Source organism: Pseudonocardia sp. MH-G8, assembly GCF_002262885.1.
Lineage (GTDB): Bacteria > Actinomycetota > Actinomycetes > Mycobacteriales > Pseudonocardiaceae > Pseudonocardia.
Window position 1 is genome coordinate 88,868 of the sequence record NZ_NKYF01000004.1, and the last position, 14,369, is coordinate 103,236.

The window sequence follows — 14,369 nt, forward strand, 5'->3', positions numbered from 1 at the left end:
TGTTTGTGCGTAGGGCCCGCCTCTCGATCTGATGCTCCCGCACCACAGGTCGTTGTACGAGGAGCGCGGTGGGACGAGGAGGCGCGGTGGCGACGCGATCGCTGGGCCGGCCGTTCGCGTGGCTGTGGGCGGCCTACGCGGCGAGCGCGTACGGATCCGGCCTCGGGTTCGGCGCGCTGTCCCTCGTCGCGATCACGCTGCTGCACGCCGGTCCGGCCGCGGTGTCGGGCATCTCGGCCGCGGGACTCGCGATCGGCGCGGTGCTCGCCCTCCCGCTGGGGGCGTGGATGGAGCCGCGGCGCAAGCGGCCGGTGATGATCACCGCGGACCTCGTCCGCTGCGCGGCGCTGCTCAGCGTGCCCGCCACGTTCGCACTCGGGTGGCTCGGGCTCCCGCAGCTGGTGGCCGTCGCCGTCGTGGCCGCAGCGGCCAAGATCGCTTTCAACGCGGCGGCGGGGGCCCACCTCAAGGCGCTCCTGGCGCCCGAGGACCTGGTCGTGGCCAACAGCCGGTTCGAGGCCACCACGTGGGGCGCCATCACCCTCGGCCCTCCGCTGGGAGGAGCGGTGGTCGGGCTGCTCGGCCCGGTCGTGGCCGTCGTCGCCAACGCGGCCGGCTACCTGCTCTCCGCGCTGGGCATCGCCGCGATCCCCGGCCAGGAGCACCGCCCCGAACGCACCGGGACACGTCCCCTGCGGAGTCGCGACCTGCTCGACGGGTGGCGCCTCCTGCTCACCCACCCCACACTGCGGCCGCTGTTCCTCAACACCGTCCTCGTCAACGGGTTGATCATGGCGACCGAACCGCTCGCCGCCGTCCTCATGCTCGGCGAACTCGGGTTCAGCCCCTGGCAGTACGGGCTGGCGTTCGCCGCGCCGTGCCTGGGCGGGCTCATCGGGTCCCGGCTCGCCCGACACCTCGTTCCCCGTCACGGGCAACACCGCGTCCTGCGCGTCGCCGGCACCGTGCGCGTGTGCTGGCCGATCGGGCTCGCCCTCGTCCAGCCCGGCACGGTGGGCGTGATCACCGTCATCGCCGTTCAACTCGGGCTGGTCACCGCGGTGAGCATCTACAACCCGGTGCTCGCCGCGTACCGCCTCGACCAGACCCCGAACGACCGGACCGCTCGCGCCCTCACCGCGTGGTCGATCACCAGCACCGCCATGATCGCGACCCTCACCGCGCTCTGGGGTCTCCTGGGCAGCGTCCTCGGCCCGCGCGCCGCCATCGCGGCGGCCGGAGCGCTGCTGCTGGCCACGCCCGCCCTGCTGCCGCGCAGCGTGCGCGAGGCTCGACCCCCGACCGGACCGCGCCCGGGCGTGCCTGACCGCAGCGCCGCGTAGGCGCCTCCCACGACCTCGCCGCGGACCGGGCCATGCCCACCCCACCTGCCGTGGGCCCGCTACTCGATCACGACCACGGCGATCGCCGTCGCGGACATCGCGGGCACCAGCAGGAGGAAGTGGTGAACGACGGCCGTGTAGGCGATGGCGCGCGCCACGCCCGGCTTCGCGCCCTTGCGCCGCAGGTCGCGGAACGAGGTGGCCGGACCGCCCGATTCCCCCGCGGGGGCGAGCAGCCACAGGAAGGGCGCGGTCGTGGCCAGCCCGATGAGCAGCACCAGGACCGTCAACGACGACAGGCCGGCGCCGTGGGCGATCGCACCGGCCAGACCGAACAGCGCCAGGACCGCCACGAGCGCCAGGTAGCCCGCGGTGGTCACGAGGAGCGCCCGCCGGACGCTTCCGCGCGCGGCTCTCGTGATCCGGCGCAGCATGCGGTCCTCCCAGCGGAAGGCGGCGTAGATGCTCCACCCCGCGATCGCGAGCAGCAGCGTGATGCGCAACCACATCGGCACGTCGGATCACCCGTTCCCTGACGTCGGCGCCTTGACGGACCTCATCGTGACCGATCCGGTGCGTGCGGTGCATCCGTGGATCTACGGTCCCCCCGGGGGAACGCGATGGACAGGATGGGGAGGAATCGATCGTGCGGGGGGCACCATGAACGAGGGGACGACATCGAGCGGCTCACCGGCGCGCCCGCGCCGGCAGGCGGTGCTGTGGACCGGCGTCGGCGTGCTCGTCGCCGGTCTCGGTGTGCTGGGGTGGGCCGTCGTCCTCGCCGAGGGCGTGTACCCGACGGTGGCCGACGAGGAGTACTACCGGCCCGAAGCGGTGGAGCAGTACCGGCCCGGGCTGTCGCTCGGGCTCGCGGCCGTGTGCGCGGTGCCGGGTACCACGCGGTGCAGGCCGGCGAGGCCCCGTTCCCGGGCGACCGGGCGCTCCTGCTGGCGTTGGCGTACGGGATCGTGCTGGTCGGCACGGTGGCTGTGCAGGTTGCCGGGACGCGCCTGTGGTCGTCCGGCGCGGCGCCCGGTCCATGGTCGCGGACCGACGTCGAGGCGCTCCTCGGCGGCGTGCTGGCCGTGGCCATCGCAGCGGGCACCGTGGTCACCACCGCGGGCGAGGCCGGCCGGATCGACGCGACCACCGGCGCGGCGGCGGAGGCCACCGCGCCGCCGGCCGATCCGACCCGGGTGCGGTGGCGCTGGTCCGGGGGGAGGATCGTCGACGCTGTTGCCGCCGGGGCCGGGGTCGTCGTCGCCACTTGGCACGGCGTCGTTGCGCTGGACGGCCGCACCGGCGAGGAGCGCTGGCGCTACCACCGGGATGGGATGCGGGTCGCGCTGGATCTCGTCGCCGTCGACGGCGGCCGGACCGTGGTCGCGTCGTTCGACGGCCGGGTGCACGTCTTCGACGCGTTCACCGGCGAGCTCCGCCGGCGCGACGACGAGGCCACGGCACGGACACCGCCGCCGTGGAGAGCGGGGATCGTCGCACGGGCTCGACGGTGGTCCGCCACCGGAGCCGGCCCCCGCACGTCGTCGGCACGGACGCCCGGACCGAACCTCGGTGCTGGCCTACGACTCCACCGAACTGATCACGAACTCCGGGGCGCTGTACGAGTCCGGCACGGCCCGACCCCGGTGGCAGCCGCCCGGCTTCTCGCCCCTGGTGGGCGACCGGGCCGTCACCGGGGCCGCGTTGCTCGACGATGTCGCCGTCCTGGTCGAGCAGGCCGGCCCGCCGAGCCGCGACCACTCCCTCCGCCTGAGGGTCGTCGGCCGGACCGACGGCGTGGTGCGGCGGTCGTTCGAGGGGGCGGACCTGCCCACCGAGCGCAACTTCCGGCCGATCGTGCTCCCTGCGCCCGGCGCTCTCGTCGTCGGCGGGTCGGACGAGCTCGTGGCCGTGGGATGGCCGCGGCCGTACACCCCCGCTACCCGGCAGCGCCCCACGCGCTAGCTCCCGGCCCCGGCCGCCACCGGACGGCGCCCGTGCAGGGCGGCGTAGGCGAGGGCGTCCACCAACGCCAGCCAGGACGCCTCGACGACGTTGCCGTGCACCCCCACCGTCGTCCAGGAACCGCCGTGGTCGGTGGACTCCACCAACACCCGCGTCACGGCATCGGTGCCGTGGGACAAGATGCGGACCTTGTAGTCCGACAGCTCCACCCCGGCCACCCACGGGCGCCGCGGCGCGAGGGCGGCGCGCAGGGCGGCGTCCAGGGCGTTGACCGGGCCGTTGCCCTCCCGGGTGCCGATCAGCCGCTCGCCGTCCACGCGCACGCGGACCGTCGCCTCGGCGACGACCTCGCCGTCCGCCCGGTGCTCGGTGATCACCCGGTAGGACTCGAGCGTGAACGGCGGGTCGGCGTCGGTGCCCAGCGCGGAGCGCATCAGCAGTTCCAGGGAGGCGTCGGCGGCCTCGAACGACCAGCCCGCCGCCTCCCGTTCCTTGACCGTGCGCGCCACCGACGACACCGCGTCGGGGTGGCCGGCCAGGTCCAGGCCGAGCTCAGAGCCCTTGAGCTCGACGCTGGCCCGGCCGGCCATCTCGGTGACCAGCACCCGCTGCCCGTTGCCGACATCCACGGGGTTCATGTGGTTGTACAGCTCGGGGTCAACCTTGATCGCACTCGCGTGCAGGCCCGCCTTGTGAGCGAACGCTGAGGCCCCGACGTAGGCCTGGTGGGAGTCGGGGGCGATGTTGGCGATCTCCGCCAACGCGTGCGAGGTGCGGGTCAGCTCGCCGAGCGCGCCGTCCGGTAGGACGGGCATGCCCAGCTTGGCCACCAGGTTCCCGACCACGGCGAACAGATCGGCGTTGCCGGCCCGCTCCCCGTAGCCGTTGGCGGTGCACTGCACGTGCGACGCGCCGGCCTGTACCGCGGTGACCGAGTTGGCCACCGCGGAGCTCGTGTCGTCCTGGCAGTGGATGCCGAGGCGGAAGCCGGTGCGCGCGGCCACCTCCGTCACCACCTCGGCGATGCCCAGCGGGAGCATGCCGCCGTTCGTGTCGCACAGCACCGCGACGTCCGCGCCGGCCGTCACCGCCGCCTCCAGCACGCGCAGCGCGGTGTCGGCGTCGAAGGCGTAGCCGTCGAAGAAGTGCTCGGCGTCGAGGAACACCCGCCTGCCCTCGCCGGTCAGGAACGCCACCGTGTCGGCCACCATCGCGCAGTTCTCGGCGACGTCGGTGCGCAGCGCCCGCTCGATGTGGCGCCGGTCGGACTTCGCGACCAGCGTGACGACCGGTGCCCCGCTGTCGAGCAGGGCCCGGACCTGCGGGTCCTGCGCGGCGGTCGTGCCGGCGCGGCGCGTCGCGCCGAACGCGACGAGCGCCGCGTGCCGCAGTTCGAGCTCCCCCGCCGCGGCGCGGGCGAAGAACTCCGTGTCCTTGGGCATCGCACCCGGCCAGCCGCCCTCGATGAACCCCACGCCCAGGGTGTCGAGGTGGCGCGCCACGGCCAGCTTGTCGGCGACCGAGTAGCTGATCCCCTCGCGCTGGGCCCCGTCGCGCAGCGTGGTGTCGTAGACGTGGAAGGCGTCGCCGAGCGGGGTTCCGGCGGGTGCGGTGCGGGACATGCGAGGGGCTCCTGGACGGGTTGCGGGCGTGATCCGGGCAACAAAAAAGACCCCCCGCGAATGCGAGAGGTCTGCGCGTCGGCCGTGGTGCTGGTTAGCCGACGCGCTCGTCAATAATGATCACAGTGAGGTGCTGCACGCCGCGAGTGTGGCACGCGACGTTCCACGCTGTCACAGGCACTGCCCACATCGTGGGATCACGGCGCTCCCACCTGCGCCGCTGCCGCGAGCTGCGGGACGAACGAGTCCAGCAGGTGCGGCAGGCTGAGCACGCTGGAGAACTGCAGGGCGTCGTAGTCGGTGCCCTCGAGGAACAGCGCCCGGCCCTGCTGCACGACGGGCTGCGCGGCGAGGATCGGGTCGGACTCGATCTCCGCACGTTCCTGCGGCGATCCCGACTGCCAGACCAGCACGTCGGCGTTCAGCATGCTCGCGTTCTCACGGCTGATCGTGCCGAAGAAGCTGTCGCCCGCCGCGGCGTCGAGCTCGGGCGGCACGACCATCCCGAGCGCGCCGAAGAACCGCGTGCGGGTGTCGTCGGTGGCGTGGAAGGGGTAGCTGCCGTCGTACATCGGCCCGGACAGCACGACGCTGCGCCCCTCCAGCTCCGGGTGCGCAGCCTTGACCTCGGCGAACTTCGCCTCGACCCCCGCGACGAGCTCGTCGGCGCGCTCGGGCTGCCCGAGTGCCTGCCCGGTCACGCGTGTCTGCACCTGCCACGGCGTGCCGAAGTCGACGTACTCGGCCGGCTGCACGACCGTCGGAGCGATCTTGCTGTAGACGTCGTACTGCTGTTGGTCGAGCCCGGCCGTCACCGCCATGATCAGGTCGGGCGCCAGTGCCGCGACCTGCTCGATGTCCAGCCCTTCGCGCGGCAACACCACCGGCTGCGCGTCGCCTGCCGCGGCGTCGGCCCACGGGAAGAACACGTCGTCCTGCGGGCCGAACGCGTGGCGCACCCCGACCGGCACCACCCCGAAGGCGAGGATGGCGTCCTGCTCGGTGTAGCCGAGGGCCACCACCCGCTGCGGCCTGGCCGGGACCACGGTCTCGCCGAACTTGTGCGCCACCGTCACGGGGAAGGCCGAGCCCGGTTCCGGGGCCGCCTCCGGCGTCACCGCTCCGGAGGCGCACCCGGCGAGGAGCGCGGTGGCGGCGAGGGCGATCAGCAGGCGGCGCGGCACCGGGTATGCGTACCCGAAGTTAGGTGAGGCTGCATAACTCCGGCGCGTCAGGCGTCGGCTTCGAGGCGGAGGTCACGGCCCCGGGTCTCGGGCATCCGGATCGCGGTGATCAGGGTCACCAGCATGATGGCGCTCATGTAGACCGCCACCCCGATCCAGCCCGCGAAGACCTGGACCAGCACGCCCGACAGCAGCGGCGCGATGCCACCGCCCAGCACCGCGGAGAACTCCCGACCGAGCGCCACCCCCGCGTAGCGGTAGCGCGAGCCGGCGAGCTCCGCGAACGCCGCGCCCTGCGAGCCCACGGTGCCGTACGCGGCGAAGATGAAGCCCAGCACGATCACGAACACGACGAGCGCCGGGTTGCCCGTGTCCAGCATCATGAACGCCGGCGCCGGGAAGACCACCAGGAACGCCGCCACGGCGATGATCACCGGCCGCCGCCCGAACCGGTCGGTGAGCACACCCGTCACGAACGCGGACACGCAGCCGAACAACGCACCGACCAGCAGCGCCTGCGGCACCAGCCGCTCGTCGACCCCGACCGTCTGGATCAGGTAGCTGCCCATGAACACCTGGAACACGTACGACTGCGTGTTGCCGCCGATGTTCAGCGCGAACGTCCGGAAGAACGGCCTGCGCCCCACCGTGAACACGCTCTTGACCGGCGACACCTCGACCCTGCGCTCCTGCGCCTGTTCCTGCTTGGCCTGCTCGAAGACCGGCGCGTCCCGCAGCCGCCTGCGCAGGACGAAGGCCGCGATCGTCACGAAGGCGCTCGAGAAGAACACCAGCCGCCAGCCCCACGCGAGCAGCTGGTCCTCGGGCAGCAGTTGGGCGAGGATCCAGACCACCGCCCCGAGCGCCGTGCCCGCCGACGCACCCACGAACACCAGCGCCGCATACCGGCCACGCCGCTCCCGAGGAGCCGCCTCGGTGAGCAGCACGACACCGCCCGCCTGCTCGGCGCCCGCCCCGAACCCCTGCAACAGCCGCAACACCACGAGCAACGCCGGCGCCAGCACACCCACCTGGTCGTAGCTGGGCAACGCCCCGATGAGGAAGGTCGAGATCCCCATCAGGAACAGCGTGGCGACGAGCACGAACTTGCGCCCCAGCCGGTCGCCGTACCGGGAGAAGAACAACCCGCCCAACGGCCGCGCGAGGAAACCCACCGCGTACGTGGCGAACCCGGCCAGCACCCCGATCGCCGGGTCCGCGTCGGTGAAGAAGATGCGGTTGAAGATGATCGCGGTCGCGGTGCCGTAGATGACGAAGTCGTACTGTTCCAGCGCCGTCCCGATCAGGCCGCCCCAGGCGGCCGTGCGCAGATTGCGCGGATCGACCCGGTTGCCGGAGCCATCATCGGCAGCACCGACGGCCGGCACTGCACCCTCGTGATCGTTCACCACAAGATCGTAAGCAGTGACCCACGCGGCCGCAGCCCGCGCCCCAAGAAGGTCAGGAAAGCCACATTCATGCCCTGCACGTTCATGAATGTGGCTTTCCTGAACCGAGTTTTGTCGTTCTGCCTCCTCTGCCGGGGCCTCTCCCGGATCATCTCCGGGCATGGCCTCGCGGACCCGTGCACTCTCCGAGCAGGCTCGAGCTGCGTTCCCGTACGGAGTGGCCTCGGTTCGGCAGCTCGTCGCGGTCGGGTTCACCGAGCGCACGGTCTACAAGCGCTGCCTCCCGGGCGGCCCGTGGCGGCGGCTGCTCCCCGGCGTCATCGGGCTCTTCACCGGAACGCCGACGCCGGAGCAGTACGTGCTCGCCGCGCTGTTGCTGTGCGGCCCTGATGCCATGGTCACCGGATTGGAGGCCTGCCGGCGGCACGGACTGCGCCGAGGGCCGCTGAGGGCGGGCCGCAACGGCAACGGTCCCATCGAGATCCACGTGCTCGTTCCCGCGAGTCGTCAGGTGCGCTCGGTGGGCTACCTGCACGTCGAACGGACGACGCGGTTGCCGCGAGCGGTCGTTCGAAGCGGGATGCCGCTCGCACCCGTGGCGCGGGCCTGCATCGACGCAGCCCGCCGCCGCGACGAGCCGGGAGAGGTGACGGAGCTCCCGCGGACGCGGTGCAACAGGGTCACTGCACGGTCGGCGCGCTCCTCCAGGAACTGGAGGACACCACGACCCGAGGCACGGCGGTTCCGCGCGGTGTGATGCGTGACGTCGCTGCCGGCATCCGCTCGGCGGCCGAACGGCAGGCGAAGGCGGTCTGGCGCAGGACGGGCCTGCCGCCGGCATCCTGGAACGTCGCCGTGCACGACGAGGCCGGCGGGTTCCTGGGGATCGCCGGCTGCTGGGTGGACGACGTAGCGATGGTGTGGGAGACCGAATCGACCGAGTGGCACCTGAGCCCGGCCGACCACGATGCGACGGTGGAGCGCGCCGCAGCCTTCACCGCGGCGGGAGCCGTCTACACCGCGACGAAACCACGCAAGTTCCGAACGGACCCGAACGGCGTCGCAGCAACCCTGCGCGCGACGTATGAGCGGGCGCGAGCAAGACCCCGCCCAGGCCTCAAAGCCGCCCCTCGTGGTTCAGGAAAGCCACATTCATGAACCTGTGGGGCATGAATGTGGCTTTCCTGAACCTCCCGGGGGCTTACGCCGACGCCGACGGACTCGGGCTGGGGGTGGCCCTTGCGCTCACCAGGGCTGCCAGGCGGTCGCCGATCGACTGGGTGTGGCCCGTGGCGCTGTGGTCGCGGGTGGCCAGGTCGAAGGCGACGGCTGCCTCGATGCGGCGGGCCGCGTCGCGGTTGCCGAGGTGGTCGAGCAGCAGCGCCACCGACAGCACGGCGGCGGTGGGGTCGGCGATGCCCTGGCCGGCGATGTCGGGGGCGCTGCCGTGCACCGGCTCGAACATGCTCGGGTTGCGCCGGCTCACGTCGAGGTTGCCGCTGGCGGCGAGCCCGATGCCACCGGTGATGGCGGCCGAGAGGTCGGTGAGGATGTCGCCGAAGAGGTTGTCGGTGACGATCACGTCGAACCGGCCGGGATCGGTGACCATGTGGATCGTGGTGGCGTCGATGTGCTGGTAGGCCACCGAGACCTCGGGGTGCTCGAGCGAGACCTCCTCCACCAGCCGCGACCACAGCCGGCCGGAGTAGGTGAGCACATTGGTCTTGTGCACCAGGGTGAGGTGCTTGCGCGGGCGCCGGGACGCGCGGTCGAACGCGTCGCGCACCACCCGCTCCACGCCGAACGCGGTGTTGACGCTCACCTCGGTGGCGATCTCGTTCGGCGTGTCCTTGCGCAGCAGGCCACCGGTGCCCACGTAGGGCCCCTCGGTGCCCTCGCGGACCACGAGCATGTCGACCTCGTTGACGCCCGACAGCGGCCCCCGGACGCCGGGGTAGAGCCGGGCCGGACGCAGGTTGACGTGGTGGTCGAGCTCGAAGCGCAGGCGCAGCAGCAGCCCGCGCTCCAGGATGCCGCTGGGAACCGACGGGTCGCCGATGGCACCGAGCAGGATCGCGTCGTGCTCCTGCAGCTCGGTGAGCACGGACTCGGGCAGCAGCTCCCCCGTGGAGTGCCACCGCCCCGCACCCAGGTCGTACGTGGTGGTTTCCGCTCCCGGCGACACCTCGTTGAGGACCTTGAGCGCCTCGTCGATGACCTCCGGCCCGATGCCGTCGCCCGGAATGACCGCAAGGCGCATTTGCCGATGTCCTCTCTGCCGTCTGGCCCGAAGCAGCCGCGCGCACGTTACCGGCTGCGACGGCACCACTCCTCCGTCAACCACCCGATCGTGGTCCTCTGATCGGGTCGAGCTGGTGCCGGAGGCGGACCGCCTGCCCGATCTGCAAGCACGCGAACACCCCCGAGCGGGCCATTCTGCCGCGCGACGCCACCGGCCCGAACCCGACCCCCGCCCGCGCGCGCACCCGGACGGCGGACATGCGTCCCCGGAAGGCGGAGCGGGCGGAGGTCGCGGGACGGCGAGTGATCAACAAAGCTTCCCGACTCCGGTGTCCGTCGCAGGCCGCCCGAGCGGCCAGGTCGCCATCACCTCGTGGTGGGAGGTCCGGTCCGGGCCCGCTCCCAGGTCGCTGCGCACCAGGTGCAGCTGCGTCGCGCTCCACGTGCTGCCGCTGAACCCGGCGAGCGCGTCCACCGCGGGCCGCAGCGCGACGCCTTCACGTCCGCGGGCGAGGGTGAGGTGCGGACGGTAGGGCCGCTCCTCCACGGGCAGCCGCGCCCGCCGGGCCGCCGCCTGGACGGACGCCACGAGCCGCTTCAGCTCCGCGACGTCACCGGTGACGCGCGTCCACAGCACGCGGTCGCCGAAGCGGCCCGCGCCGTGCAGCGCGAGCCGAAGCGGGGCGTGGCGCGCCGCCGCCCGGGCCAGCCGCGTGGTGAGGTCCGCGTGCGTGCGCTCGTCGACCTCGCCGAGGAACGCCAGCGTGAGGTGCCACTGCTCGGGTCGGGTCCACCGCAGGCCGGGGTGCGCCGCACGGACGCCGGTCACGGCCGACCCCAGCTCGTCGACCGCACCCGCGGGCGGGGTCACCGCCACGAACAGCCGCACCGCTCAGCTCCGCCGCGGCGGCAGCGGCACGCGGGCCAGGTCCTGCGCCACCACGATCTCGCCGTCGAACACCGCGGCCGCCTCGGCCGCGAACCGCGTCGGGTCGGGGTAGCGCTGGGAGAAGTGGGTGAGCACCAGCTGCCGCACGCCGCAGCTCGCCGCCACCGACGCGGCCTGCCGCGCCGTCAGGTGCCCGTAGGCACGCGCGAGCGCCTCGTCCTCGTCGAGGAACGTCGACTCGATGACGAGCATGTCGACGCCGTCGGCGAGCGCGTGCACGGCGTCGCACAGACGGGTGTCCATCACGAAGGCGAACCGCTGCCCGCGCCGCGGCGCGCTGACCTGCTCCAACCGCACCGCGCGCCCGTCCACGACGAGCACGCCCTCGCGCTGCAACCGCCCGACGTCGGGGCCGGCGATGCCGTGCGCGGCGAGCCGTTCGGGCAACATGCGCCGGCCGTCCGGCTCGACGAAGCGGTAGCCGAACGCCTCCACCGGGTGATCGAGGCGCCGCGCCTCCAGCGTGCCGCCCGGGATGGACGCGAGCACCCCGTCGCGCTCGACGGGCTCCTCGCGCAGGTCCGCGACCTCGTGGAACGCGCTCGCGTGGCGCAACCGCGCGAAGTACTCCTGCCCGGACGCCGGGTAGTGCGCCACCACCGGGTGCGCGACGCCGTCCAGCGAGAGCCGCTGGATGACGCCGGGCAGCCCGAGGCAGTGGTCGCCGTGGAAGTGCGTCAGGCAGATCCGGGTGACCGCGCTGACCGCCACCCCGGCGCGCAGCATCTGCCGCTGCGTGCCCTCCCCCGGGTCGAACAGGAAGCCCTGGCCGTCCCAGCGCAGCAGGTAGCCGTTGTGGTTGCGCGTGCGGGTGGGCGCCTGGCTCGCCGTGCCGAGCACGACGAGCTCACGCGCCAACGCTCAGCCCTCGAAGGAGATCAACCGCGTGGTGCGGGCCCCGACCGAGGCGCCGATCGGCTCCAGCACGCCCGGGTCGACCGGCCGGTCGACGCGCAGCAGCATGATGGCGTCGGTGCCGTCGGTGGTCTGGCTGATCTGCGCGGCCTCGATGTTGACGGCGGCCTCGCCGAGCAGCGAGCCGACGCGGCCCATCACGCCGGGACGGTCGGTGTACTCCAGGAGCAGCACCTCGCCCTCGGCGCGCAGGTCGAAGTGCCGGCCGTTGACCTCCACCAGCTTCTCCACCTGGGCGCGGCCGGTGAGCGTGCCGGACACGGTGATCGACTCGCCGTCCGGCATCGCCGCGCGCAGCTGCACGACGCTGCGGTGGTTCTCGCTCTCCGGCGCCGTGGCCAGCTCGACGTCGACACCGCGCTCGGCGGCCAGCGCCGGCGTGTTGACGAACGTGACCTGGTCGTCGACGACGTTGGTGAACACGCCGCGCAGGGCGGCGAGCTGCAGCACCGAGACGTCCTCGGCGGCCAGCTCACCCGCGACGTCCACGGTGACCGACGTGGGCACCCGCCCGGCCACGGCGTAGAGCACGGTGCCCAGCTTCTGCACCAGCGGCAGCCACGGCCGCACCTCCTCGCCGACCACGCCGCCGACCTGCACGTTGACCGCGTCCGGCACGAACTCGCCGGCGAGGGCCAGCTGCACGGACCGCGCGACGTCGGTGCCTGCGCGGTCCTGCGCCTCGTCGGTGGACGCACCGAGGTGCGGCGTCACGACGATCTGCGGCAGCTCGAACAGCGGGCTGGAGGTGGTGGGTTCGGTGACGTAGACGTCGATGCCGGCGCCGCCGACGTGACCGCTGCGCACCGCCTCGGCCAGCGCGTCCTCGTCGACGAGGCCACCGCGGGCGGCGTTGACGATGATCACGCCGGGCTTGGTGAGCGCGAGCTGGTCCTTGCCGATGAGCCCCAGCGTCTCGGGCGTCTTCGGGAGGTGGATGGAGATCAGCTCCGCGCGCTGCAGCAGCTCGTCGAGCGAGACCAGCTCGATGCCCAGCTGGGCGGCGCGGGCGGGGGCGACGTAGGGGTCGTAGGCGATCAGCTCGACGCCGAACGCCGCGAGCCGCTGCGCCACCAGCTGACCGATCTTGCCGAGGCCGACGATGCCGGCGACCTTGCCGTTGATCTCGACGCCGGTGAGCGAGCTGCGGGCCCACTTGCCGGCCCGCAGGCTGGCGTCGGCGGCCGGGATGTGGCGGGCCGCGGCCAGGAGCAGCGCGAGGGCGTGCTCGGCGGCGGAGACGATGTTGGACGTCGGTGCGTTGACGACCATGACACCGCGGGCGGTGGCGGCGGGGACGTCGACGTTGTCGAGCCCGACACCGGCCCGGGCCACGACCTTCAGCCGGGTGGAGGCGCCGAGCGCCTCGGCGTCGACCTTGGTGGCCGAGCGGACGAGCAGCGCGTCGGCGTCGGCGATCGCGGCCAGCAACGCGGGGCGGTCGGTGCCGTCCACGTGCCGGATCTCGACGTCGTCACCGAGGAGGGCCACCGCGGACGGCGCGAGCTTCTCGGCGAGCAGGACGACAGGGCGGGTGGCGACGGTGCTCACGGCGGTTGCATGGCTCCAGGATCGAGGGGTGGTACGGGCCCGATCGTAGAGCCGCAGCTCGTGTGCGGTCCCGGCGGCGTGGGCGGGGTGACACGCGAGCGGGACGAACTCCCCAGGATCGGACCGAAGCGAAGCGGACGCCATCACACACGGTGCCGTCAGACACCCACGGGCCGCACCTGCTCGGCGAGCAGTTCGAAGGAGCGGAACCACGCGGGCCGGTCGACCACCGGGAACGTCACGATCAGCTCGTCGGCGTCGGCCTTGCGCGCGAACTCCTCAAGGTAGCCGACCACGACGTCCGGCGTGCCGGAGGCCGTGTAGCGGGTCATCGACCGGACCTGGGCGCCGGCCGGCGCGTCGAGGACGGCCTCGGCCTCGTCGTCGGTGAGCTCCTGGCCGCCGCGCGAGAGGAACCGCTTCACGCGGTCGCGCTGCACGGCGTGCAGGCTCTGCGCGGCCTCGTCGGCGGAGTCGGCCGCCACGACGTTCACGGCCGCCAGCACCCGCGGCGCCGCGAGCTGCGCCGAGGGACGGAACTCTCGGCGGTAGACGGCCACGGCCTGCTCCAGCGCGTCCGGCGCGAAGTGCGAGGCGAACGCGTACGGCAGCCCGAGCGCTGCGGCCACCTGCGCGCCGTACAGCGACGAGCCCAGGATCGTGAGCGGCACCGCGGTGCCCCGGCCCGGGAAGGCGTGCACGCCCGGCACGAGGCTCTCGTCGGACAGGAACGCCTGCAGCTCCTGGACGTCCTGCGGGAACTGCTCGGAGGCCCGGGGGTCGCGGCGCAGCGCGCCGACGGTCTGCTGGTCGGTGCCGGGGGCGCGGCCCAGGCCCAGCTCGATGCGGCCGGGGTGCAGGGTCGCGAGGGTGCCGAACTGCTCGGCGATCACCAGCGGCGAGTGGTTGGGCAGCATGACGCCACCGGAGCCCAGCGTGATCCGCTCGGTGTGCGCGGCGACGTGCGCGATGAGCACGCTCGTGGCCGACGAGGCCACGGCGCGCATGTTGTGGTGCTCGGCGTACCAGATCCGCCGGAAGCCCTGCTCCTCCGCGCGCTGGGCGAGCGCGACGCTCGCATCGAGGCCTTCGCGGATCGTCTCGCCGTCCCCGACGGTGGCGAGGTCGAGGATCGAGAGGGGCAGGGGGAGGGACACGGCGGCGGCCTTTCGTTGCGGGGACACCCGGAT

General features: G+C 73.1%; 13 protein-coding genes. 4 read left to right on the forward strand and 9 right to left on the reverse strand.

Annotation, left to right across the window (positions count from 1 at the left end; translation table 11 throughout):
- Positions 1-86 precede the first annotated feature (86 nt).
- Positions 87-1,343 carry an MFS transporter gene (locus CFP66_RS12550; protein ID WP_198961412.1) on the forward strand — a complete coding sequence of 419 codons (1,257 nt, stop codon included), beginning with the start codon at positions 87-89 and terminating at the stop codon, positions 1,341-1,343.
- Positions 1,344-1,402: 59 nt separating this feature from the next.
- Here CFP66_RS12550 and CFP66_RS12555 read toward each other — a convergent pair whose 3' ends face one another.
- Positions 1,403-1,858 (reverse strand): hypothetical protein, encoded by a 456-nt coding sequence (locus CFP66_RS12555; protein WP_143517235.1) that lies wholly within the window; start codon positions 1,856-1,858, stop codon positions 1,403-1,405.
- 1,057 nt (positions 1,859-2,915) lie between these two features.
- Here CFP66_RS12555 and CFP66_RS12565 point away from each other — a divergent pair.
- Positions 2,916-3,308 carry a hypothetical protein gene (locus CFP66_RS12565; protein ID WP_094923280.1) on the forward strand — a complete coding sequence of 131 codons (393 nt, stop codon included), beginning with the start codon at positions 2,916-2,918 and terminating at the stop codon, positions 3,306-3,308.
- On the opposite strand, the gene cimA is transcribed toward CFP66_RS12565, so the two are convergent.
- From cimA to CFP66_RS12580, 3 genes are all read right to left on the reverse strand, one after another.
- Complete coding sequence (cimA, locus tag CFP66_RS12570) at positions 3,305-4,930, reverse strand: citramalate synthase (protein WP_094923282.1); 1,626 nt, start codon at positions 4,928-4,930, stop codon at positions 3,305-3,307. The genes CFP66_RS12565 and cimA overlap by 4 nt on opposite strands.
- A gap of 197 nt (positions 4,931-5,127) precedes the next feature.
- Positions 5,128-6,114, reverse strand: coding sequence for an iron-siderophore ABC transporter substrate-binding protein (locus tag CFP66_RS12575; RefSeq protein WP_158228078.1), 987 nt, complete (start codon positions 6,112-6,114; stop codon positions 5,128-5,130).
- 47 nt (positions 6,115-6,161) lie between these two features.
- Positions 6,162-7,523 (reverse strand): MFS transporter, encoded by a 1,362-nt coding sequence (locus CFP66_RS12580; RefSeq protein ID WP_233159375.1) that lies wholly within the window; start codon positions 7,521-7,523, stop codon positions 6,162-6,164.
- Between the two features lie 160 nt (positions 7,524-7,683).
- Between CFP66_RS12580 and CFP66_RS12585 the strand changes: the two genes are divergently transcribed.
- The gene (locus tag CFP66_RS12585; RefSeq protein WP_143517236.1) at positions 7,684-8,280 is read left to right on the forward strand and encodes a hypothetical protein; all 597 of its coding nucleotides are present in this window, start codon (positions 7,684-7,686) and stop codon (positions 8,278-8,280) included.
- Positions 8,280-8,681: a hypothetical protein gene (locus tag CFP66_RS12590; protein WP_143517237.1), complete on the forward strand. Its 402-nt coding sequence runs from the start codon at positions 8,280-8,282 to the stop codon at positions 8,679-8,681. The genes CFP66_RS12585 and CFP66_RS12590 overlap by 1 nt, the downstream gene beginning before the upstream one ends.
- Before the next feature lie 43 nt (positions 8,682-8,724).
- Here the strand turns inward: CFP66_RS12590 and CFP66_RS12595 are convergent, their stop codons facing one another.
- The 5 genes from CFP66_RS12595 to CFP66_RS12615 all read right to left on the reverse strand — a co-directional run bounded on the left by CFP66_RS12595 (position 8,725) and on the right by CFP66_RS12615 (position 14,336).
- The gene (locus CFP66_RS12595) at positions 8,725-9,783 is read right to left on the reverse strand and encodes a 3-isopropylmalate dehydrogenase (RefSeq protein WP_094923289.1); all 1,059 of its coding nucleotides are present in this window, start codon (positions 9,781-9,783) and stop codon (positions 8,725-8,727) included.
- A gap of 288 nt (positions 9,784-10,071) precedes the next feature.
- A complete protein-coding gene (thpR, locus tag CFP66_RS12600; protein ID WP_198961413.1) occupies positions 10,072-10,653 on the reverse strand; it encodes an RNA 2',3'-cyclic phosphodiesterase in 582 nt (193 codons plus the stop codon).
- A gap of 3 nt (positions 10,654-10,656) precedes the next feature.
- The gene (locus CFP66_RS12605; RefSeq protein ID WP_094923291.1) at positions 10,657-11,571 is read right to left on the reverse strand and encodes a ribonuclease Z; all 915 of its coding nucleotides are present in this window, start codon (positions 11,569-11,571) and stop codon (positions 10,657-10,659) included.
- A gap of 3 nt (positions 11,572-11,574) precedes the next feature.
- The gene (serA, locus tag CFP66_RS12610; RefSeq protein ID WP_233159376.1) at positions 11,575-13,179 is read right to left on the reverse strand and encodes a phosphoglycerate dehydrogenase; all 1,605 of its coding nucleotides are present in this window, start codon (positions 13,177-13,179) and stop codon (positions 11,575-11,577) included.
- 158 nt (positions 13,180-13,337) lie between these two features.
- The gene (locus CFP66_RS12615) at positions 13,338-14,336 is read right to left on the reverse strand and encodes an LLM class flavin-dependent oxidoreductase (RefSeq protein WP_094923295.1); all 999 of its coding nucleotides are present in this window, start codon (positions 14,334-14,336) and stop codon (positions 13,338-13,340) included.
- Positions 14,337-14,369: the final 33 nt, after the last annotated feature.

What these genes read in the sequence shown, in the direction of transcription:
- cimA (WP_094923282.1), bottom strand. Translation starts at nt 4,930, where the DNA reads ATGTCCCGCACCGCACCCGCCGGAACCCCGCTCGGCGACGCCTTCCAC.
- CFP66_RS12590 (WP_143517237.1), top strand. Translation starts at nt 8,280, where the DNA reads ATGCGTGACGTCGCTGCCGGCATCCGCTCGGCGGCCGAACGGCAGGCG.
- CFP66_RS12595 (WP_094923289.1), bottom strand. Translation starts at nt 9,783, where the DNA reads ATGCGCCTTGCGGTCATTCCGGGCGACGGCATCGGGCCGGAGGTCATC.
- CFP66_RS12585 (WP_143517236.1), top strand. Translation starts at nt 7,684, where the DNA reads ATGGCCTCGCGGACCCGTGCACTCTCCGAGCAGGCTCGAGCTGCGTTC.